General features: G+C 30.9%; 17 protein-coding genes. 1 reads left to right on the top strand and 16 read right to left on the bottom strand.

Going from position 1 to position 24053, the window contains the following annotated elements:
* Positions 1-8: 8 nt before the first annotated feature.
* The 13 genes from ACJDU8_RS18710 to ACJDU8_RS18650 form a co-directional block, all read right to left on the bottom strand.
* The gene (locus tag ACJDU8_RS18710) at positions 9-1328 is read right to left on the bottom strand and encodes an ABC transporter permease (protein ID WP_406793686.1); all 1320 of its coding nucleotides are present in this window, start codon (positions 1326-1328) and stop codon (positions 9-11) included.
* Positions 1318-1998 carry an ABC transporter ATP-binding protein gene (locus ACJDU8_RS18705; protein ID WP_368491040.1) on the bottom strand — a complete coding sequence of 227 codons (681 nt, stop codon included), beginning with the start codon at positions 1996-1998 and terminating at the stop codon, positions 1318-1320. Before ACJDU8_RS18705 ends, ACJDU8_RS18710 begins: the two co-directional genes overlap by 11 nt.
* Before the next feature lie 158 nt (positions 1999-2156).
* The gene (locus tag ACJDU8_RS18700; RefSeq protein WP_406793685.1) at positions 2157-3248 is read right to left on the bottom strand and encodes a GAP1-N2 domain-containing protein; all 1092 of its coding nucleotides are present in this window, start codon (positions 3246-3248) and stop codon (positions 2157-2159) included.
* A 1-nt stretch (position 3249) separates the two neighbouring features.
* Positions 3250-4527 (bottom strand): TRAFAC clade GTPase domain-containing protein, encoded by a 1278-nt coding sequence (locus ACJDU8_RS18695; protein ID WP_406793684.1) that lies wholly within the window; start codon positions 4525-4527, stop codon positions 3250-3252.
* 286 nt (positions 4528-4813) lie between these two features.
* The gene (locus ACJDU8_RS18690; RefSeq protein ID WP_406793683.1) at positions 4814-5461 is read right to left on the bottom strand and encodes a hypothetical protein; all 648 of its coding nucleotides are present in this window, start codon (positions 5459-5461) and stop codon (positions 4814-4816) included.
* Between the two features lie 13 nt (positions 5462-5474).
* A complete protein-coding gene (locus tag ACJDU8_RS18685) occupies positions 5475-7817 on the bottom strand; it encodes a hypothetical protein (protein WP_406793682.1) in 2343 nt (780 codons plus the stop codon).
* A gap of 70 nt (positions 7818-7887) precedes the next feature.
* Positions 7888-11298 carry a tubulin-like doman-containing protein gene (locus tag ACJDU8_RS18680; protein ID WP_406793681.1) on the bottom strand — a complete coding sequence of 1137 codons (3411 nt, stop codon included), beginning with the start codon at positions 11296-11298 and terminating at the stop codon, positions 7888-7890.
* A gap of 17 nt (positions 11299-11315) precedes the next feature.
* Positions 11316-13064 carry a vWA domain-containing protein gene (locus tag ACJDU8_RS18675; protein ID WP_406793680.1) on the bottom strand — a complete coding sequence of 583 codons (1749 nt, stop codon included), beginning with the start codon at positions 13062-13064 and terminating at the stop codon, positions 11316-11318.
* Positions 13065-13115: 51 nt separating this feature from the next.
* Positions 13116-14546, bottom strand: coding sequence for a TRAFAC clade GTPase domain-containing protein (locus tag ACJDU8_RS18670; protein WP_406793679.1), 1431 nt, complete (start codon positions 14544-14546; stop codon positions 13116-13118).
* A gap of 55 nt (positions 14547-14601) precedes the next feature.
* Positions 14602-17265 carry a GAP1-N2 domain-containing protein gene (locus ACJDU8_RS18665; protein WP_406793678.1) on the bottom strand — a complete coding sequence of 888 codons (2664 nt, stop codon included), beginning with the start codon at positions 17263-17265 and terminating at the stop codon, positions 14602-14604.
* Between the two features lie 8 nt (positions 17266-17273).
* On the bottom strand, positions 17274-18452 hold the full coding sequence (locus ACJDU8_RS18660) for a hypothetical protein (protein WP_406793677.1): 1179 nt from the start codon (positions 18450-18452) through the stop codon (positions 17274-17276).
* Between the two features lie 35 nt (positions 18453-18487).
* Complete coding sequence (locus tag ACJDU8_RS18655) at positions 18488-19507, bottom strand: hypothetical protein (protein ID WP_406793676.1); 1020 nt, start codon at positions 19505-19507, stop codon at positions 18488-18490.
* A 103-nt stretch (positions 19508-19610) separates the two neighbouring features.
* Entirely contained in the window at positions 19611-19955 is a 345-nt protein-coding gene (locus tag ACJDU8_RS18650) for a phenylpyruvate tautomerase MIF-related protein (RefSeq protein WP_406793675.1), read from the bottom strand.
* Between the two features lie 285 nt (positions 19956-20240).
* On the opposite strand from ACJDU8_RS18650, the gene ACJDU8_RS18645 reads away from it, so the two are divergent.
* Entirely contained in the window at positions 20241-21008 is a 768-nt protein-coding gene (locus tag ACJDU8_RS18645; RefSeq protein WP_406793674.1) for an EFR1 family ferrodoxin, read from the top strand.
* A 65-nt stretch (positions 21009-21073) separates the two neighbouring features.
* Here ACJDU8_RS18645 and ACJDU8_RS18640 read toward each other — a convergent pair whose 3' ends face one another.
* From ACJDU8_RS18640 to ACJDU8_RS18630, 3 genes are all read right to left on the bottom strand, one after another.
* Positions 21074-21571: a protease inhibitor I42 family protein gene (locus tag ACJDU8_RS18640; RefSeq protein ID WP_406793673.1), complete on the bottom strand. Its 498-nt coding sequence runs from the start codon at positions 21569-21571 to the stop codon at positions 21074-21076.
* Positions 21572-21631: 60 nt separating this feature from the next.
* Entirely contained in the window at positions 21632-22414 is a 783-nt protein-coding gene (locus tag ACJDU8_RS18635; RefSeq protein WP_406793672.1) for a hypothetical protein, read from the bottom strand.
* A 195-nt stretch (positions 22415-22609) separates the two neighbouring features.
* Entirely contained in the window at positions 22610-23719 is a 1110-nt protein-coding gene (locus ACJDU8_RS18630; protein WP_406793671.1) for a GGDEF domain-containing protein, read from the bottom strand.
* Positions 23720-24053 lie beyond the last annotated feature (334 nt).

The raw sequence follows: 24053 nt of genomic DNA, 5'->3' as shown, positions 1-24053 counted from the left end.
TCTCCTCCTTATGAATTTAAAGCATCTACAGGATTCATCTTTGAAGCCTTTCTGGATGGATAAATCCCTGATATTATGGAAATGGCAATTGAAAAGGCCAAAGTAGCTAGTGGAAGCCAAAGAGGCATATTCAAATTAACAGGTTGTGTTATATTCCTGCTTTTCATATACATGTTCAGGGCAAACTGGATTATGCTTAAATTTATACTACTAAATACAATTCCCATTATACCCCCTATAAATCCTATTACCCCTGACTGGGTGATAAATATGTTGTGGATATTATTTCTATTTGCACCTAATGCCTTCATTATACCTATAGATCTAGTTCTTTCATATATAACCATAGTCATGGTATTTACAATACCCACGCTGGCAACAAACAAAACTATTAATCCAAGGAGGGCAAGTATTACTTTTATTACCTTAAATGAATTCTGTATTTTTTCTATCATATCCTGATAGCTGACGTATAAATACCCCATTTTTTTTATTGAATTTGTTATATCAGAAACATTTTTTGAATCCTTTGTATATACAATTACACTGTCATATCCCAAATTTTTTATGTAATCCTGCTGAAGCGAAGTATAACTGCTGATTTCTGAAGCAATATCCAGCGATGATATTATTTTTTCATCCTCATGGAACTTATCCCCTATTATTCCAACTATTTTTCCCTTAATTTGAAAAGGCTGCAGAGTAATATTGGAATTATTGGTTCTAGACTGTGTAATCAGTACATCCTTTCCCAGAACTTCATTGTAATTTTTTATACCCATGGAGTCCAGATATTTTTTGCTTACAAGTAATGCTTCCTTATCTGATTTTACTAAATTTCTCCCTGCAATTATAGGTTTTAAGCTGCTGTCTTTATTTTTATCTCTAACAGATGCAATTTTTTCATCTGTAAAGTAATTATCGTTATTGTAAAGTGCCGTTATTTTAGTTCCTTGATTATCTTCCTTATTTTCTATTTTTATATTTTCTGCAGATGTATTCACAAATGCCTGTACATTTTCTACATTCTTTATATTTTTAAACTTCTCAACGGTATCTCCATCAATCTTTTTAAACATATCATCCATGTCAATATCACCAGAGTCTGTTTCATACATATCATAATATTTAAAGTTCATTACCTGAATTTGCTTTAACTGTAAAACATCCACCTCTTTTAAAATTAACTTCTCACCTGAGGTTCCAATGCTCACAAGAGTCACTATCAGCATAGTTCCAATGGCAACTGCCAGAGAAGTAAGAAAGGTTCTTCCTTTTCTGCTCCCAAGGCCATTTAAAGCCACTTTTAATATGTCTTTAAATTTCATCCTGTTTTACCTCCTGAACTTTACCATCTTTTATACTTATAATTCTCCTTGCCCTTTTTGCCTCTTCCATATTATGGGTAACCATAATAACTGTATACCCTCTCTCATTCAAATCACTTAAAAGATTCATTATAAGTTGTCCATTTTTTGAATCCAAATTTCCCGTGGGCTCATCTGCAAAAATTATTCTAGGTTCATTTACAAGGGCTCTCGCTATACTCACCCTCTGACGCTGTCCTCCCGAAAGCTCTGTGGGCTTATTTTTTATTTTATCTTTAAGTCCCACCATTTCAAGAGCCTTTTCTGCCTTTACTTTCCTCTTTCTTTTATCAATACCAGAAAATATTAAGGGCATCATCACATTTTCAAGGGCAGTTTGTGTATTTTCAAGATTAAAGGATTGAAATACAAAGCCTACAGATTTATTTCTGTACTTTGACATATCCTTATCCTTAAGCTTGCTTATATCCTTTCCATCTATAAAAATACTTCCTGAGGTAGGTGTATCAAGCCCTCCCACGAGATGCATCAAAGTAGATTTACCTGAACCTGAAGGGCCTACTATAGCTGTAAATTCACCTTCTTTAATAGTTAAATTCACATTATCCAGTGCAATTACCTTTTCCTTGCCCATATTATAAATCTTTGAGACATTTTTTATTTCTATCATATAATTTTCCTCCATTTTCAAGATAATAATATTCAGATATTTCCCTAGTGTACTATAATTATAATACACTAGGGAAATATCTGTTGTCAATACATCCTTATTCTAAGGATGTGATTAATCAAATCCCCCAGCTTTTTCAAGATAGGGGGATACATACTTTATTTTTTTAGGAATTTTAAAATTTTTTTATAAATAATTCTAAAAATAGTAGAATCTTTACTTTCATCTGCCAAAGGTTCTGTAGAAATTTCCTGAGGTGATTTTTCATTATCTATACACTTTTTTTCTTCACTTTTTTCATGGGGGGAGTCTTTAAACAATCCATCATATTTATAAATATCCAACCTATCTTCTAAAAGAACACTATCCGCCCTGTAAAAAAAATTTTTCAACTTCTCTGTATTTTCAATGTTGTTCATAACAAAATCAATAAATTCATGTTTTTTCTGGTCGATATCCTCCAAATAAAAATCTCCTTTTGAAAGATCAAACACACAGCCTGACTTTATTTCTGTAGAAAGCCTTCTTATACTTCCTCTGCCCAAAAATATAATATTTATTAAATTTTTTATTTTGGGCTCTTTCATATAGGTTATAAACCCCAAATTTCTCCTTACTTCAAAAGGAAGTGCCCTATATAAATATTTAAGTATTCCTTTTGCAGTGGAATTCATATCACTATACTCACAGTCCAATACAATATATATTTTTTTATGGTACTTAACTGATTGGAAACAGGCCTTAATTAAATCTGCAAATATTTCTCTGTCAATATTAGCTGCAGAAAACATGTCTTCTATAGAGTTAAAATAATCATCATCCCTACTTAGTTTAATTTCTGAAATTTCAGGTATAGTGGTTCCCTTTTCTATGTCATAATCCCGTACGAATCCTGCAGAATATATTATTTTTTCAGGATTTTCTATGTACTTATATTTTTCTTCTTCTGGAATTATGTAACTATGGGTAAAATATCGATTTCTTCCACCTGTATAATCTTTTCCTGCAAAAGCAGATTGTCCAATTACCATCTTATTATCCTCTGTATCTACATAAAACAGTGCTGGAGGATATTTTAATATATTTTCTTCTCCGACAAGACTGGCAGGAGCTTCATAAAAGCACAGATTACTTAAGGTGTTTGTTATAAATTCATTTTCCAGGCCCTCACTTTTAGCTACTGTGTCATAGCCTGGGGTTTTACTGAAGACTCCCCTTCTTTCCCTTGTATAATAATGTTGCTCAATCATTTTATTCCCTTCCCCCATCTAAGTAATTCATACAATAAAGCAACCATAAAAATGGTTCATCCACCCTTGAAGGGTTTATGCTGGTACTACTATCTATTTGGAGATTCTGTGGATTACAGCCTAGAGATGATACTGCAAAATATCCTGTAGTTTTAAAATAAGTATCCATGGCTCCTTTAAAAGGACTGTCTACCTTAGCTAAAAACTTTCTCACTTCCCCATCAATATTTTCAAACTCATTTAAATTAAAAAATTTTTGGTGATTGTAGTTTCTAAATATATTACTGTTTTTACTTATGTACTGTTCATCATTTAAGTTTTTCAACATATCACTTTTGGTAAGCACTACTGCCGTGGGTATATGGGTCTTTTCCCGGGACTGTTTTGATATAAAATTCTCAAACAAATACACAATTATGTCTTTAGACTCCTGGTATTTTTCTGTAAAATCACCCTTCAATTCTTTATTTGCAATATTTATCTTCTTTCTTAAAGCTCTCATCTGCAGTGGATCCACAAGAAATATTATTCCATCAGAGTTTTTTATATGTTCTCCATGTTTTTCTATATATCCTCTGTCAGTCATACCTTCCCCTGGTACATCATAAAAAATAAGGGTAATAGGTGGTATTTTATCATCTTTAAATTTAAAATTTTCTATTATGGGGTCTATATGCTGCTTAGGTGTTGGATCTGGCATTATATTTTTATCAAAAATTCTTTCCTGATTTTCTCTTATTTCATCATTATATGCAGAACTTCCTGCAATCATGGAAGAAGCTATTCTTTCACAGGTATACCTTTCCAGTACATATAAAAGAGTAGTCATGTATACAGATTTTCCTGCCTGTGAAGCACCTACAACTGAAATAATTTTAGAAGGTCCCCTTCCAGAAGTTATGGGCAATTCATTATGGCAGTGGGGACATAGTCTTTCACTAGTACTTATATCATACTTATCCCTAACTTCTATAAGTACCCTGTCTACTCTGGTTTTATTGCTTTCCGGAAGGCCTTCTACCCTGACTATAGGATTTATTTCTCCTAAAATTCCCTTGCCAACTTTTTTGTTATATTGATTAAGCAGTTCATCTACCCCTTTTTCATACTCAGGATCTCCTTTTTCCCAGTGGGAAGCTCTAAAAACCACCTGATCGGTTTTGAATTTTTTAAAGCAAAAAGGACATTTTATCATAAAAGGCCCCTTTTCATAAGTTGCTTTTATATAATCATTATTTTGCTTTTTCTTACTTCCAGAAAAAATTTTTAAAAAACCCATAAATATTTACTCCTTTCCTATAAGGTATCTTTGACTTGTTATCTACCCGATCGCTACCATTGCTAGCACCCCCATCGCACTCTGTGAAAGCGATTCACACAAAATTAAAAATTTTGGTTCTCTGCTTTTCTATCAAAGTGGGGGATAAGCACTGCTACGCGCCTGGATAAGTTCTTCTAATGTTCAGCTGGAGAGAGTCATCCCTATAAGCAAACTCCATCTGAACCTAAGAATCACTTGATTTTCAGATACCTAAAGGGAACTAAATGTACTGCGTCCTAACAGATTATTGCTGTTTTAGAGTATAAACATTTCCATACTTAGTTACATCTTTTATAAAAACTTTTACATATTCATTTTTCTCCACAGTTATTTCCGGCATAATATTTATTCCTGCACATATATCATCAATAAAATCAAAACTTATTCCATCCTCTTTGTTTATAGGATAAGAATCCTTTTTTTTTACATAACATAAAACATCTTTATTCAAATCTGCCTCTGAATCTATAATAATTTGTAGTATTTTTTCCTTAGAAAAGAACCTTTTTAAGGACTTTAGCTCTTTAATTTTATAAAAGATTTCAGGCTTTCCTGTATTTACTACTATCCGGTTTTTCCCATTATTTTGATTTACCAGCAAAACATCATCATCTACTTCAACGGCAGGAAAAATATAATATGTATATTGATTTATCTCTTTTATGGGCTCACAGTATCCATTAAATTCTCTATATTCTTCTCTAGTGTAAAGTTTAACATTATTTTCATCTATATTATCCAGTGGAAAATCATCAGCACTATTTGTTTTTAATATATACACTATATCTATATCCTTAGGCCATCTCCACCTTATGGTAAACTTATCTTTATCCAGCTCCCAATTTACATTGTATATTTCATTACTGTTATCTAGAAATTCAGCCATCTTCATTATATCACCATCCTTAGCTTATATCAGGTAGTAGAGTTATATCAATTCCATGAAGTGAATATTCCTTTTCTAAACAATAATTATAAAATTCAATTGCAGTTCTTATATATATAATATCTTTTGCCCCGAATCCTCCCATTAGATTTAACTTTTCAATACCGCTGCTTTTTATTTCATGTATATATCCTATTTTATAATTTCTGGTTTTCCTGTCAAAATCAAAGGCATATTTTATAAAATCGCTGCTGTAGTCCCCAAAAAAATATTTTTCCTGATATACTTTTACATCATAGTTCATCAAATAACTTTTAAGTACAGAATTATCCTCAAGTATATTATAAAGTTTGCGATAAAGCTCTTCTTTAGAAACAACCTTCAAATTCCAGTCAGAAGGATTAACATTAGCCCTTTCATTAAATTCTTCTTCGAAAGATTTATTAAAGTGTTCTTCTCTTAAAATGTACTTGTTGCAAAACATTATGATTTCTTCAAGTACTTTTTCTTTTCCTTTTTTTATATTCTCTGAAAGATTCCCTATGTACTTATTCTCAAGATAAAAAGCCTCACCATAATTTCTTTCAAGCTTATCCAAAATATTATCTACCACATTTGTATAATAAACTTTTACATTTTGCGCTGCATATTCATCTTCATGTTTTATTATTTCATTTTCATATTTACTGATTATTTCACCAATATAATTAAACTGTTCTACCTCAGTAGAAATCTGGTGGTGAATTTTCAATAAAATAAGTTCATACTGACTGAAAATCTTTTTTGAAATATTCAATTTCAAAACTTCAAGCTTTCTATGGTATATATCCACAAATATTTTTTTTCTTGCCTCTTTCACGCCCCTACTCCTGCTTAAGAAATTCTTAAAGCTAAAACCTTCTATAAACTTAGATTCATACAAGTTATTAATTTCATTATTTATACTATTTATAAGAAGCTCAATGGAATTTATTTTATCTCTCAAATATCTTACAGCTTCTCCTTCTTCACTTGTCCATTGTAAGGCACAATATAATCCCAATTTAGTATTATTTATTATACTCTGTACTAGAGTTCTAGTCTGCCTTTCCAAATTCACAGCGGAAAAGTTGTTTTCTGAAGGCATTATAAAATTTTCACAGAAGAAATTTTCACATCTATTTCCATATAAATTTTCTTCCACCTGTTTTAGGGTAAGTTTTCCCAATGATTTTTCCACTGACAAAATATTTGACATCATAATTCCGTTCATATCCATTATAGTTACATACTGTGGTAAAATGGCTTCCATCTTTGAATTCACACTTGTTTCGTCTATTTTTAAAACTCCAGTTATAAATTCCATGTTTTTCATGGAAAATTCATTCAGTTTCTTTATAATCCTTTCATAGAAGGCTCTAAGTACTGCTATAGAAATGGCGCCACTAGGTCTTTTGACTTTAGAAAGTCCCGCTGTAATATATCTATTTATAGAGCTTTCTCTAGTTATATTTGCTTTAAACCTTATATTATCATAATATTGATTTTCAGTATGAGTATAGGTTTCAATACTTACATTTCTATTCTTTACGAGGGTAATATAGGATATTATTTCATAATTATTATCCATAGAATTATCAGGTATTATCCCTTTTTCATTTTTCTCTTCTAAAACATAGGTCATATAAAATACAGGACCTGTACAGACTACAGAAAGCTCCCTATCTTCTCCATAGACATCTATATTTTCATTAAACTGAAAATCATCCTTTTGTATATATTCTATTTCTCTAAAAAAACTTACCGAAACTGCTTTAGAAAAAAATTCATCCTCTACATTTTTTTCTCTTATAAGAATATAAGCATCACAAGTACCCATCTTAAATACTTCCATCATTTTTTTTCTTATAAGTATAGCTATTTCAGGAACTATTATATTTAAAGCATCATCTGAAGTGGTTACTACACAAATACTTATATTTTCAAAAGAATTGAACAATTCTCCGCTGGACAATATTTTATCTCTGGCCATTGTTATTTTTCTATTTAAGTGTTCCAAATTTTTCTTGTCACTATAAAACTTTTCCCTGATACTTTTTCTTAAGTGCTTTTTATCTTTAAGATCAAAGCTAAATTGAAAATTAAAAGAATTATCCTTATCTTCAATATTATCTGTAGTGACATTTATAAATGCTATGCCCTTCCCATTATCCCATTTTTCCCTTATGCCGCCGCTAATATGCTCATATGCATCTTTAACACTATTTCCCACAAACACAAAAAGTATAGGATTATTTGCACTTCTTTGAATGTCACCTTCATAAATTCTCTTATCAATTTTTAAATTATATTCTTCCGCAAATTTCTCCAACATATGTTCCATAAAAATTCATCCCCCAATCTCCTGAGAAAATGGAAGGCAAGGTTAAAACCTTACCTTAGGCAGTTTGAAACTATTCTTCCAACTGCTTTCTTACCTCTTGCAATCTTAAAAGTATATCACTGTAAAAAGAAAAAAGTTCGTCTCCATCTACCAGTTGATATTTTCTGATATCTAATTCCTGAATGCATTCTTTAACAGTTTGCAGAAGAGTATCTATGTTTAAAATAAGAGTTTTAGTATCCTCTTCCATTGAAAGAGTTTGAAGCCTTTTATCAGCTGTTACATCTATAATTACCCGGTCTCTTTCATCTAGTGAAACATACTTTTTAAATATGGCTTCATGCTGATATTCCTTTTGTTTCAAAGTATTTATAAAAGGTTCTATACTTACCTTACTGCCATCTCCTCCATTGTAAACATAAAATACCCCCTTTTTCACTATGGTATCCGTATATAATGCCCTTAAAAAATTATCTGTATCTGCTTGAATTTTACTAAAGTTTTCTATTATATTTTCCAGTTCATCCTTTTTAGCTAGGATTATTTCATATTTTTCTACTTCTTCTCTCAAAAGTTTAGTAAGCTCAGGTGTTCTTATGAGGTTGTTTTGTGCCTTTTCCCCATTACTGCTTTCAAATATATAATATTTCTGCATATCATGGTTTTCCACAGGGGTAAGTCCACTATCCAAAAGTTTTTCAATATCTGCTATTGCTCTTTTTATTTCACTTATATTAGGGGTATCTTCCTGCATATCAATTTTATAACTTTTCATAAATTCATCAATATTAAACTGCTCTGTAATAATACATTTATATCTTTCATTGCTTCCCTTCTCCGTATCCACTATACATCCAAATTCCACTGCCCTTTGAAAAATACTCCTTACCTCTTCATTATATTTTTTTACCCTTTCATTTACATAAGTTGTGCCCCAGGATTGTTCCGGAATAGGCGAAGGAAGATATATCCAGTTTTTATTTTCACTTTGATACAAGTGCCTTCCTATTCCATCCCTTTCAAATAGGGTTTTTTCATAGATTTCTTCATAATGCTTTATAGGGGCATAAGAATACAGTGGAACTCCATTTTTAGTATTCAGCCAAAATATCCTATTGGTTACCATACTTTCCTTGATATTAATAGCATCTCCTCTGTGAGAATTTTTCTTGTACTCTTTAATCCCTTCAAGAATCTTTTTTGCATTTCTAGGAACCGAAACCATGCTCCATGTAGGAAAATTCAATGCCTCCATGTTGTTTATATGGAAAATAGGAACTGCATCCTTATCAAGCTTTGGTCCAATTTTATCCTTCACTATGCTTATAATAGATTTATCCTCCCCATATTCAAGGGATAAAAATTCCTCCATTGATTGAGTTATTACATTTCCATATTCTTCTGAAACAAAATTTGAAATTGAGCCCACTACATCTATACGAACCTCATCAAGCCATTTTTGAGACTCCTCCAAAAGCCTGTAGGAAAATCTCCTTACAAGTTCGTCGGCAGTTTCCTTATCTACAACTCTTTCTATATAGTCTTTTAAATCCGGTACTCTAACTACAGTCCAGGAATAAGTTCTTCCAAGTGCTCCCTCTATTTCCTCTCCTTTTGCAAGTATATCTCCGTCTTCTTTAAATATTTTATTTAATTCATTGAGTATGTCAGTATACACCTTATATATTTTATTATTTAATTCGCTTAAATTTTGAATTACCTTGTGGTAAAATTCTACCATTCTTATTATTCTTTCTTCTTCAGCTCTCAGCATATACTCTTCACTTTTTGCTTCTATGTAGTCATTTTTTTTGCTTTCTTTCATAAATAAAATTGCTTTTTTAGCCTGTATAAATTTATCCTCAGCCAGTTCCTTTTTAAGTTTTATTTCCCTTGATATATTAGTTAATCTCTCCTTAAGAGATGTAATTTCTACTTCTAAGGTTTTTACCACACAAAAGCTCTGAAAAAATAAAATTCTAGATGCATAAAAAGGTCCCCTCTTTGGATCTTTAAAAATTTCATCTACCAATTCCCGTACATCCTTTTGGATCTCCCCTGGATATTGAGTCTTTACTTTATTATATTCATTTGTGCAATCCCTTAAATATTCTTTCATTTCTTCATCAATATCCACTGACTGCTTTTTTATAACATTGTTATAATTGTATTTTTCTCTGTTTTTGTATCCTGTTATTGGTTTTCTATTTTGAATATGTTCCTCAAATCTTTCAATTACCCCATCTTCATCTAGTTTAAGCCGTCTTATAAATTGATCTACCTCTCGTTCTTCTGGAATACTGTCAAACATATACTGCATTTTTTCAAAAAGCTTATATGCAAGATAGGTGGTTATTTCCTCAAGGGGCAATACCGCAGAAGAGGCTCCTATAATTACATACTTGTAATTTGACATATAAGGTTTTGCCATATTATCTGTGTTTTGCTTTAAATTGCTTATGTAATCCTGTATTGCAAATACCCCACCGGATTCCCTTACCTCACTGGACATAAAATTTACAATATTTTCTGCTGTAACATTCATACAGTAATCATAGGCATTACTCATAGGTCTTCCGTCTATATTGGTGGCAGAAATTAAATGACACAGATTAAATGGAGGCATTGGAGAATCTACAGTAAGTCTGTTTCTATATTTTTGTGTAAATCTTTCGTGTCTGTCTCCCATACCCATGAGATAATCCAATTCTTTAAGTGCTGCAAAACCATTTTTTATAATATAGGATTGGGCTGATTGATTGTCCGCAGACCTTGACAAATTAACATCTGGAGTAAATAAATATCCCATTATATTTACCTTGTCATCACCTTTTGAGCCATAAATATTATTCATTATACCTCTTACTATATATGCTATATCTATAAAAGTTCCGCTGCCTGTTCCCCCTGAAAGCCCCGACAATATAAATACATGAAGGGTTTCTTCTTTATCTTCTTGAAGCAGTCTTATTTTCTTTTCAATACAATCCACAATTTCATTAATTTTTGTAAACAGCAAAAGCCTACCTACCTGTCTGACCCCTCCTGCACCATCAGTACCGCTTTCAGAGGACAACTCTGGTGCAAGCCATTCCTTTATGCAGTCATCTAATATTTTACGATCCTTTAAAATAGATCTTATTTCTGCATTTGACAGCATAACTAATTCACTTTGAGGGTCAAGTCCTACTCCTCCATTTGCAGGATATCTTTTGTTCTTTTCTCCCTGATTGGTTTCGAATCCCAAAAATTCTACTTTTTTAGGTTTATCCTTTCTTGTATTTGAAATAATATCCTCTTCCAGAATAAACCTCTTGTTAATTTGATATTTCAATCTGAGCATTGCATCTATTCCAGTTCCTCCAAGCCCTATTATAAGCATGGGATTAGGTATAGTTTCTATACGTATTTTATCACTTATAATACCTCCGCCCTTGCTCACTTCAAGGTCTTGAAGATGTTCTCTAATTCTACTGTTCATATTTGTTCCTCCGTTCCTCATTTGGCATGAAATTCTATCATTATACTTTTCGGTACTTTATTTAAAAATACTTTTACCTTATTTCCATTATAAAGCCTTATTTTCAAATGATTTTCCAGCATCTTTCCTGACCTCTGCAGGGTACAGTCTGATTTGTTAATTAATTCTATACTATCATCATTTTTAAATATAAATTTAATAGATTCAGTTTCTGAGTACTCTTCTTTAAGTCCCAATACGTCAAATAAAGTAAAGCTTCCTACATATCCGTCTAAATTTCTAAATTGAGGGGATAAAACCTCACCGGTATTTTCATCTCTAACATTTAGTTCTATACGTCCAAAACCACCAATACGTTTTTTTCTCATTAAAGAAGCAATTATATAAATTGAAATAGCTGCCAGTATAAACCCAATCACACCTAAAGTTATGGGACTTTTTATAAAAGAACCTGAGTTAGATTTAGAAGCTGACTTACCTGCGTCATCTCCTATAACTATAGTGTTACTTTCTCTGTAAAAACTGTCTCCATCCACCCTTACTTTAAGCTCATATTTTCCATCTCCCAAATAAGAGTATTCTCCCTTAAATAAATTATCCTTATTACTTAAGTATATCTCCTTAATTGAGTTATCCTTTAAATTTTTAACAATAAGTTTTGCTTTTACAGTATTATACAGTTCTGTATCTTCAATCTTATCACCATTACTGCTGAAATAGGCGGAAACTTTTACCTTATCTCCTTTACCAGGATTTTCAGGTGTGAAATTTGCCTTAACTTGAAAATCATAATTAAATATATAACTTACTTTTATATTACTTCCACTTACACCCTTAACTTTAACTGTCCACTGGCCTTTCACCGGGTTAATAATTTTAAGCATTGAATATTTACTTGATGAAGTAAATAGAGTATTTTCCGAAGGTATTGCTACTTCTCCGCCAGATGGATTTAAAAGTTTCACCTCTACAGGACTATCCGAAAGCATTGATATATTTGCCTCTAATACATTTGAATTTGGAATATTCACTTTTAATTCCTGATAATCTCCGGTGGCCTTAATAGTTCCTCCATCCTGGACTTTTAGTTTCGAATTATCTGCATATATATCCGTTAGGATACCTGGAAGATCTGCAGCACTATTTGTTATGTAACTTTTACCTTTAGTGGAATTAGATATGTTACTAAGCTGTGTTTTATCTACAGTACCATCATAATTTAGACCTATAGTATATACAGGATATCCTTTACTGCTGCAAATACTTATAGCACTATTTAAATCATTTAAGGATTCCTCAGAACTTCTTTCGGGGTCATTTTTTCCATCAGATAATAAAATTATAACCGGATTATTTCCATTTTGGTGACCACTTTCCATTAATTTTACTGCTTCTAAAAGTCCAAGTCCTGTATCAGTTTTTTGCCCCAGTGGGATATCAGAAGCCATACTCTTTATTCTGTCCTTATCCTCCGATGAATTTATGCTATCCAAATTATGTTCTCTTACTATGTTATCTGAATAAGCTACAAGTCCTGCTTTATTGCCTTTAACCTGCCCCATATCGAGAAACATTTTTATGGCTTCCACTCTTATTTCTTCAGGGTCGCTTTCTTTCATAGAACCACTGGAGTCTAACACAAAAATTACATCCATACTGGCAGTGGCAGAAGTTCCTTCTGCTTTAACTGCTGAAAAAGAAATAAAAATTATCTGCATTACATATATTAAAATTATAGCTAAGGTCCATTTAGTTTTACTTTTCACAATAACGACACCCCTTACACTTCCACGTTATTCCACGTTACTTCTTTATACTTAACTTGAGCCAACTTTAAGTTCATTATTGGATTCATTTAAAATCCAACTTACAGCTTCTTTTAACCCCCACTTGTAATCCCCATCTTCCACTAAACTGCATGGAAAGAATTTATAATTTGCAAAATTATATTCAAATTTTTTTATTATGGTATCTTCCCCTATATCCCTTAAAAAATCTTCTATATCTCCATCATAGTTAAATAAATCCATTTTATTTACTATAACTGCAAGGGGTACAGGAATAAGCTTCTTAAGTTCAATTTGATTAATTTCCCTTAAACCTAATATAAAACGATCTATAAAATCATGTACATTTGCATTTACTGAATTGATCTTTATAAAGTTCTCCTTTTTTACATATTTTTCTTTATGAGCCATGCACAGCGGATCTATAATAAAAACTAATCCCTGTATGTATTTATAATGATTTTGTATTCTTATGTTAGATCTTAAATTAAAGTACTCTCCTGCAATATCATAAAGATATAAAAGTTTTTCACTGGCAAATTTATGTGAATTTATAAAAACATTATAAACATCTGTATGGTTATTAGCTGTTTTTTCTGGAGGAATACCTTTTTTAAACAAAGCCACACATCTGTGTATTTTCTCTTCTGACTCCTGATTTAAAAATCTCATATTCCATTTCTTTTCCCCGGAAATATGTTCAATTAAAGTACTTATGGCTGAGTACACAAAAGAAGTCTTTCCCGAAGACTTAGGCCCCACAACAGGTATACATATGGGAGAGGATTCTCTACTTTCAATGTCCTTGCCACATACAGGACACAAGGCCTTAAGCTTGAACCTTCCTCCCAAATTGGTGCAAGGAATTACTTTTTTGCATTTACATTTTCTTTTAATTATACCATATGGCCCTGGAGTTAACACTTTATGAACTCTTCCACAATTTGGACATACGTAATAGGGTATATTAAATTTACTAAGACAATGAGGACATACTCCCCATATTCTGCCCCTTACAAATTTTATCTTTTCAACAGACATAACCATAAAATAAAGCATATAAACAGGCAGACTTATAACAGTTATTATTAAAAAATGTATTGAGAAAAAGACTGCATTTAATAAAGCACCCACTATATATATTACCTTTTGTGCGGCTTTTACTCTATAATATGTAAAATGTGATCTTACTTCTAGCTCACCCTTTAACCTTAAAATATTACCCGTATTAATAGACTTTGCACTTTCATAGGTATTTAACAAGTCCTCATATTGCTTATTAAAAAAGTATTTCTCCTGTGAAGGTTCTCCAAATTTTGCTTTAGTTTTCAGTGAGTAATTTCTATCAAAACTATAACTAAAAGCTTTAAAATAACTTAAAGCACATTGAAAAAATCCCTGAACTACCCCTGCAATAATACCTGATATACCAAAAAAAATAAGTGAAAAAAAGTTAACCATTTGTTTGAAAAATCACCTCCCCATAGTTCAATCATAAGTTTTCAAGACTTTAAAATTATTTTTTAAAAAATTTAAACCGGCTTTTCTTTTTAGCTTTTTCCTGTACTTCAGCTTCTATATCCCGCCACTTTATAATGATCTCCCCTTCACATTTCAGTTTTTTACTTTTCTCTATAAAATAATTACTGTACTCTTTTAACTTTTTTTCAGAAACCTTTGTTAGTATTTCTGTGATTCTATAATATACAATCTCTTCTGAATATTCATCCATTTGTTCTATATTCTTAAACACAGATATAATAAAATCCAAAAATATTGTATACCCTTCTGTGCCGTAGGCTCTCAACATATCTTTATACTTTTTGCCAAGTATAATATCCTCCATAGTATCCATATATATATTATAAAAAACAGTGGAGTATTTTTCACAAAATAAAGCCTTTTTAACTTTGGCATGATCTACTGTATTTCTAAGGTATGTGCATATATTTGATAAAAACCATCTTAAATATTCTTCATACTGTTCCTCATCCATGTTAAAAAAATCAACTTTAAGATCCATAAGTAATGCAGTTCTATTTATCACTCCGGGATTTTGGATTCTTCTGCCAACATGTAATAGCTCTGTTATACCAAGAGGTGTCTTTATCTTATTCTGATTTTTTATCTCCAGCACTTTTTCTATAATAAAACTTTCTTTTTCTGCATTTTTTATATCAATTTTTTCTTCAAAACCTGTAAAGAGCTTTTTAAGCACATTCTTATAAACCAAATTCATTATAGAACCCTTAGTTATATATCTTATTATTTTCTTATACTCTTCCAGAGAAATATTTTTGTTATCCAGATATAGTTCAAGACATTGTGAAAATTTTTTATTTCTGTAATCCTGAAAAAAATAAAATACATTATCACAATAATCTACGAAAAAATTATCTCCCTCACTATTTTTCATTACTTTGGTACTATATACTGAAAATAAAAAGTTATCTGCTCCACTTAGCTTATTTATTTCAGAGTATATTTTTCTTTTCCACTCACTATTTTTATCTCCTTCATTTACAATAAAATCTGCCAGCAGCCCTTCCACCTCATTACGCCTGCTGGAATAATTATTAATGTAATAAGCCTTAAGAATTATCCTTGAAAAATACTCATATTCATTTTTAAAATAGCTGAGTATATCTAAAATATCTTCTGGGGATGTTATTAGTATTTTTAAACACCTGTTTAATAAAATTGTTATATTTTTATCTTCCTCTGACCTTGTACTAAATAGAATTTTTTTATTATGATTACCACAGTTATTATTAAACGCAATTATATCTCCCACTATAGTATTAAAATAAAACTTTGCATGTCTGATTTTACCGCCTTCAATATAAATTTGAATATTTTTTATTCTATTTGTATCAAGTGAAGCTTCCACAAATTCGTCAATAGACACCTGCTTTAATTTTCTTATTTTATTATATAAATCTATTATATCCTCTAATATAATCTCTTCAACATCCACTATGAAATAATGAATAGAATTAAAAAAGAATTCATAAGTTTTTCTTATATGATTCCTATTGCCTACTTCCAATCCTGCCTTAAATAAAAATTTTGTTATTATCTCTGAAAGTTCTACATCTACCTGAGTACTTATTTTTTCAAGTTTAGGAGTAAGCATATTAAAAAGTTCATCATAAGCTTCCACAGATTTATATTTGATTGCAAAACTTAGGGCTTTTTTAATATTTTCAACATTTGATTTTTCTATTCCTTTTTTCACCATGTTGTATAAGCTTATACTGTCATCTATATTTTTATCTAAAAAATTATATTCAAACTGATGAAGAAAATCAACAAAAGGTAAAAATACTTCTTTAGAAACTGTATACCCTACTTCTGCTAGTTTTACAAAACTACTGCTGCAATTCACTTCATAATTACATTCATTAATAAAATTAAAAACATTATATTTATATAGTTTCTGATTGTCCTTAAAATTGAATTTACTTCCTTTCTCATCTACAGCACAAATAATATAATTTAAATCCTCTGGATTATAACAGTAAGTGGTAAAACTAAATTGCTGTGCCAATTTTTTAGGCAGGCACATCTGAACCGCCCCAATCCAAAATGGTATACTATCTTTATCATCAGAATATATTATTTTTTTATTGCTGTGATTATAGCCTACAACTGACTCCATAAGCTGTATAAAACCTTTTCTTTTCTTATCCATGGCACCGCTTTTAAAAAATTGGCTTATGGTATCAAAACTTATTATATTGCTTGGAGGTATTTGTTGAAGCTCTGGAATGTACTCTATTTCTGTCCTATTCTCTTCTTCAGAAGTTAAGCATTTCTTAAACACAGGGGAACCATAAAGTTCTATAGGATAAAAGTCCCAAGGATTATCAGATATAAGTACATGGCAAAAATAATTGCCATATCTTCCTGAATAGTCCTTTCCTGTATATCTTCCGCTTGATATGCAACATTTTCCACTACTAAGCCTAAAAGAAGAAAAAGATACCGGAAATAATTTATCTATTTCTTTATGTGAAGGTAAAGTAGGAAGATTGTCCGGAGGGATATATACACAGTAACTCTCTATTTCTTTTCTTTCTTCATCAGTAATACCTTCTGACATAGAATATGTTTGAAATCCCATGCCTGAAGACATTCCTCTTTTACATGAAGTATAAAAAAGCTGCTTAATCGCCATAATTTATATCACTTCCTTTTTTCTCCCTTTATCAATTTATGTTTATACAAAAGCCATAAAAAAGGATCTTCTACTCTATGGGGTCTTAATTTAGTAATTTTACCATTTTCAGAGTTACAACCTAATGCAGTTAGTCCGAAATAACCATATTCTTTAAAATTCAGACTGAGCTGTTCTGCAAAATTTTCTCCTCCCCAACTTCTAACCAGTGACTCCATAGTTCCGTTCATATCTTCAAAATCTGCCAAATCAAAACATGCCTTATTTACATGATTGCTGGGATAATTTATACAACTAGAAGGATCTACCAGAGATTCTACTGCATCCATTTTTGAAAATGCTACCGCCACAGGTATATCTATAAGCTTATTCATCTTTATTCCATTTGCCCTTCTGATAAGATTTGCAGTTCTTGAAAGCAAATCCTCTATTTTTGTATTCTCCTCGGGCAGCGCTGTTCCTGCAGGCAGCATTTCTCTCACATTTTCCAATTGAAGCGGGTCCAGAAGAAATATTATGCCTGAAGAATTATATATGTACCTATTTTCAGTTTTCATTGTATCTTCTGAATCCAAATCCTCACCTGCAGTATCAAAAAAAGCAATGGTAACTACATTACTTATTCTTTTGCTTTTAAATAATTTTCCAATCATGCCCTGTTCCTTAAAGGTAAGGTTATAGATAAGAGGTTGTTTTACAGAAGAGTCCGCTTTAGCTGAACGGGTTACTCTTATTAATTCATTTCTTTTAAAAATGGGGTTATAAAAATCATTTCTATATCTATTTATGGTTGCATCATTTACTGCAGAAAGACTGCAGTTAAAAGCAGACCCTATTTGATTCATTATTTTATTTATTAAAACAGCAATATAATGACTTTTTCCTGCCTCTTTTGCTCCAATTACTGCAAATACCAAATCATCATATTGCCCTATAGCAAAAGGCAGTTCTGCCTGACAGGTTGGACATACCTTTATATGGGTATTTTCCCCACATTCAGTACAGTACATGGAATCCAGTATTTCATTTTTATCTTCAGCATTATCCGGCTTCATTATAGTGCCTTCCTTTGCATTTTTACATACCTCCGGATCATTCTTGCATATAAATGCCACATCATTTAAACTATGTTTTGAAAAACAATATGGACATATATAATAATCTTTCTTTTTTAAATTAAATTTCATTAATAATCCTCCTTGCATATACCTCACATCTAATGTTATCTAAAATGCAGTTTCTCCTTTGCCGGGGACACTATTCTATACATTTTACTGTTAACATCATCCAAAAAAAATAATTTTACATACATATTTCTTCCTATATTATCAATTGGTATGTTAAAAGATATTATTTCATCTTTTTTAAGAGTTTGATAATCGGTACCAATCAAACTCTCTCCATCGGATTTTTGAAGAGGCATATTTCCAGCCCTGCCAACCAAAACAAGTCCAGGCAGGTTTATCTCTTTTCTATTCGTAGATAAAATCAACTCCGCACCTTTTAATTTACCTAAAATATTTCTTTTCATCTTTATTTCATAAAATATCTCTTCAGGAAGTTTATTTGTCACAAGTCTTCTTTGACCTTCTGAAAATAGCATCTTTCCGTCATTTTCTATTAAAGTATAAATACAAAAATAATAATTTCCCTCTGTTACTTTGTCAATTATATAATCTCCTGTATAAGCATTATTTTTTCTTTCCATTAAAATCTGCAGGGCACTGGAATCTTTGGAGCCCATGGGAAATCTATCCATTCTATAGCACAGCATAGCTTTGTTTATACCATTTGGCCATCCCCAATCCAATGAAAGCTGACCATATTTGATTTCAGCTTTTATAAAGGAAACTTCCGGAATATTATTGGAATCAAATACTGCATTTTCTCCATGTGGTATCTGCTCTGTGGATTCATCTTCAAATATTTCTTGTTTTATAATTTCTTCTGAGTTATTATTATATGCCTGTAAATTTTCTTTTTCAATTCCTACATTACTTTCTACATTCCCTGCAGCTTCTACTTCATGTTTTTCTTCTGTAACTTTATCATGGAATTCTTGTGTGTATGTGATGTCCCCGGTTAACTCCTGTATTTTTTTTCTTATATCACCTTCGGACAATAAAGAAAACTTATTTACAAAATTATGTATTTCCTCCTGAGATATAGTATCTTTATAAGAAAGTATTATATCCACTTCATCACTTAATTCACTGAGTTCATGCTGCTTTTCCGGCTCCATAAATATCCCCCGTTCACATGTAATATAACCACTATATAATTAGGTATCTTCAAATTAATAGCATTTTTATTTAAAGATACCTTAAGCAAAATTCCATAGATACTTAAAACAACGTTCCGTTAAATCCCCAGTCACTTACTTCACTGAAAGTTATATATATACTGTCCTTTGGTATGTTAAGCTCCTTCTCATAAAGAGAACATATTAAATCAGTAACCTTATTTTTGTACTCTCTTTCAGTGGTTCCGAATATTTTTACTTCCACAAAAGCTGCCTTATCCATCTCTTTTCCCCTGAAATAAATAGTCTTATCATCATCAAAGCTTACCATAAGCCATTCTTCAGACTTTCCAGGAATAGCCGAAATAATTTCTCCTAATTTACTCTTTAAATCTTCCCTTTGTTTTGGTGAAAGCTCTACGGTTAATTTTGAATTTATATATGGCATAAATACCCTCCTTTTCTTTCATAAACATTGTAATTAATTTCCATTATAAATAGCCATTTTTTATCATAAAAGTGGACTTATCTTACTACTATTATACGATAAATCTAGAGCTTTTGAAGTAACTTCTACAATTTTTTTCAATTTATAGGTGGAGTATTCATATACACGAAAGATATTGATGATATTTTGACCTTAGCAAAATAGAATGGATGTTGACAACTATTAATTTACTTGTTAATATTAATTTGATAGTTATCAAAATTTCATACTATAAGAGAGGTTAATATGAAAATTTTTTATTTTACCGCTACAGGAAATAGTTTATATGTTGCTAAAAGATTTGGAGGTGAACTTTACTCCATACCAAAGGTTCTAAGAAGCAATGAACTTAGTTATGAAGATGAAAAAATAGGTATCATATTCCCTTGCTACGGATTTGCTGCGCCAAGTATTGTACGGGAATTTATGGAGAAGGTAAGTCTAAAGAGTCCCTATATCTTTGCTATTTTAACATATGGTAATAAGATATCAGACGGTGTTGGTTGGTTTACAAAATATGCTAAAAATAATAATATAACCATAAACTACGCAAACAGCTTGCTTATGGTTGATAACTACTTACCAATATTCGATATTGAACAGCAGAAATTAAAGCCCAAAAATATAGAAGAAAACTTAAATGGTTTATTAAAGGATGTTTCTGAAAATAAAAAGTATATTCATAAAGGGTCGTTGCTAGATTCCTTCGTAACTAAAGGAATCCAGGGGCTATTAAAGTTAATTCCTAACTTTAACTCAGTAAAAAACTTCTCAATTAATGATAAATGCAGCGGCTGCAGAACCTGCAGCAAGGTATGTCCTAGAAATAATCTTTCTATAAATAAAGAGCTTAAAAATAACAAGCCCATCTATGGGAATAACTGTGAATTCTGCCTTGCCTGTATTAATCTTTGTCCTCAGAAGGCTATAAAGCTGAAAAAGGAAAAGAACCCCGATGCCCGATTTAAAAATGAAAATGTAACTTTAAAAGAGATTATAGATTCTAATAGCTAATTTCTATCATTAAAGAGAGCCACTCTTATATCTAAGAATGACTCTTTCTTTACTGATAATAAATATTATTTTACAGTAATATTCAAACTAAAAGTGCTTAAAGTTGAGTTTTTCTCCCATAACCTACATTCTTGTAGATTTATAGATGTTTTACCAGTACCTATAGTTTGGATTACCCAACGTTTTTTCCTGACACCACCAGAGATGTTATAAGAAGTATTAGGCACTATAGATTCATTAATTATTTTTAATATATTACTGTCTAAGGATGATTTAAACTGCCATGAATACCCTCCGTCACTATGCTCAGGCAAAATTAATTCCAAGCTATCACCTTTTTTTAATATAATATTTTTCTTATTATAATTTTCATCAATCCTTATAGTATTTGCTGTAACAGTGGAATTTATAAGGATTGGTTTAACGGAATCTGTTATTTTTTGTACATAGGATGATGTTTCAGAAGAACTTACTTCATAAGCAAACGCGGTAGAGCACAATATAAAAAATAAGCAAAATGTGCATATTGATATTATAAAAATTGATTTACTTAACTTTATCATTCACACCACCTCCTCATATTTAATTGTGCAAATTTTATATTTTAACATTATTATATATATTTAATGTTGTATTAATACTGCTTGATTTGAAGTTATAACTCCTACTATTACTAAAATGTCTATTTGAGATTTCAAATTTTTTGTTGTTAATTCACCTTTATTGAATAGATTTAATATTGTTGTCTCTTGGTCTTGAGTTATGGTTCCTGCTGTTACTAAAGTATCTAGTTTAGTTTTAAAGTCTTCAAGAGAGAAATTTGTATTTGAACCAGTATTTGAAGTAGCACTTGAAGCAGTGTTTGAAGTAGTGCCTGAACCAGTACTTGAAGTAGCACTTGAAGTACTGCCTGAACCAGTAGTTACTACTGGAACTGGAACTGTTGGTGTTGCTGGTGCTGGTATTTTCCAGCTAGAACCCCAGTTAGTAAATAGACTTAATATTGAATATTCTTGGCTTTGAGTTATAGTTCCTACTGTTACTAAAACATCTAATTTATTCTTTAAATCTGAGTTTGCTGTTATTTGACCGTTATAATACAAATTCAGTATTGTTGTTTCTTGAGCTTGAGTTATAGTTCCTGCTGCTACTAAAGTATCTAATTTAGTCTTAAAATCCACAAAAGAATAATTAGATGAAGTATAGATTATAGTTGGTGTGTAATGATGGACAGGATATGTATCAACTCTACTAGGATATCCTGGGTTACGTGAATTATTGCTTGTACTATTCCATGCTGAATTATTATTAGAACATGCATGGACTGTTGCGGCAACTCCTGTATTTAATAATAATGGTGCTGCAATCACTAAAGTTGTAAGTAATTTGTATTTCATTTTTTGCATGACTCAATTCCTCCTTAAATTTTCTGTGTCAATTAACATTATATTTTAAAATTGTATTTTTACTGTCAATTTACAATGTGAACTTTATGTTATTTATAAGATTTATCATAAATATAATGTTAACTACGTTTCTTCAAGGAGCTCTTAAATCAACAACTTTTGTATTCCACTAAAAAAATATTCATTGTCTATTTATTAATTTGCCACCCTATTTTTGCCACCTTTTTTTGCTGTGTATAAAAGTTCATCTGCACTATTTATTAAACTATCTGCATTATCATTTTCTTTGAATGTTGCTAGTCCAAAACTACAAGTAACACTTCCTACTTTTTCAAATTTGTTATGAGATATTAATACCCTCAATCTTTCTGTAAGTTCTATGGCCTGCTGTCTATTTGTATTTGGAAACAACAATACAAACTCTTCACCTCCCCATCTTGCAAATACATCTGTCTGTCTAATTGAATTCTTTATAACATTAACAGTACCCACTATTACCTTGTCTCCAACTAAATGTCCATAGGTATCATTAATCCGTTTAAAGTTATCAAGGTCAAAAATAGCCACTGAGAATGATGCTCTATACCTCTTAGAATAATCAATCCACTTTTTGAGGTCCTCATTAAATTTCCCTCTGTTATATATACCTGTAAGCGGATCCGTAATGGACATGTCTAATAATTCTTTGCTATAGGCATATTGTTTTCTATTAAAATAGCCGTTTTGAAAAGCTGATATACTGCTAATAACTAAAACTATTAAAATGTACACTATTCCAGCAGAATATTCAGCAAATTGAGTTTGTTTACTGTAATAAACTGATAAAATGAAAAATGCAATGCTGATAAAAGAAGATGCAATTAAAGAATTCATCCATTTATTTGGTATAAGAAAAATTCCTAAAATTATAACCATGACTCCAAAGGCTTGTATAGAAAAATTTCGTGAATTACCATACTGTATAAAAATTAATAAAAATGATATACTTAATATAAATTCATAAATAGTTATCATATAGGCTAGATTTACATAATTTTTGATATTTTTTATAAAAATAAATAGAATAAGTATCAAAATAAAAAAAGTACTTCTATTTACTAATATATCTAAAAAAGTTTTCAGGTTTTTGACAAGAAAATAATCTGGAATAAGAAATAACATATTTAATGACCCAAGAATCAATAATATAGGCCTAATATATCTCATAACTCTTCCTATATAGTAATTAAAAAATTCTCTTTCAATATTTTTATCTATAAATTCACATAGAATTGAAATACTATATTCCTTATTATCTTGTCCCATAATCTTTCTAACCTCACTCTTAATTCTTTGCAACTACGCTTTTATTTTCTCAGTCATTTCCATCATTTTACATATTTGCTTTTATAATAAGATAACTAGGTGCAGCAATACCGACTCCTTCATATCATCATCGTATACAATAGCATTAAACTGTATAAATATTATATTAAAATGAATAACTATATTCAACTATATTTGGTTAAAATTTTCACAAATCTCCGAATACTCTTTTTTTAGGTGCCTTTGGATTTTCCAAGAAATCATCACCACCCGTAAAACGGGTGGTTTGCTCAGCCCTATAAGGGCATGTTACTGGCTGTGCTACTCGCACACT

Origin of the sequence: Candidatus Clostridium eludens, from assembly GCF_045310515.1 — a bacterium.
In the GTDB taxonomy this organism is placed as follows: Bacteria; Bacillota; Clostridia; order Clostridiales; family Clostridiaceae; genus Clostridium_B; species Clostridium_B eludens.
The sequence above is the reverse complement of the archived record's forward strand: the minus strand, read 5'-3'. Positions and strand labels throughout refer to the sequence as shown.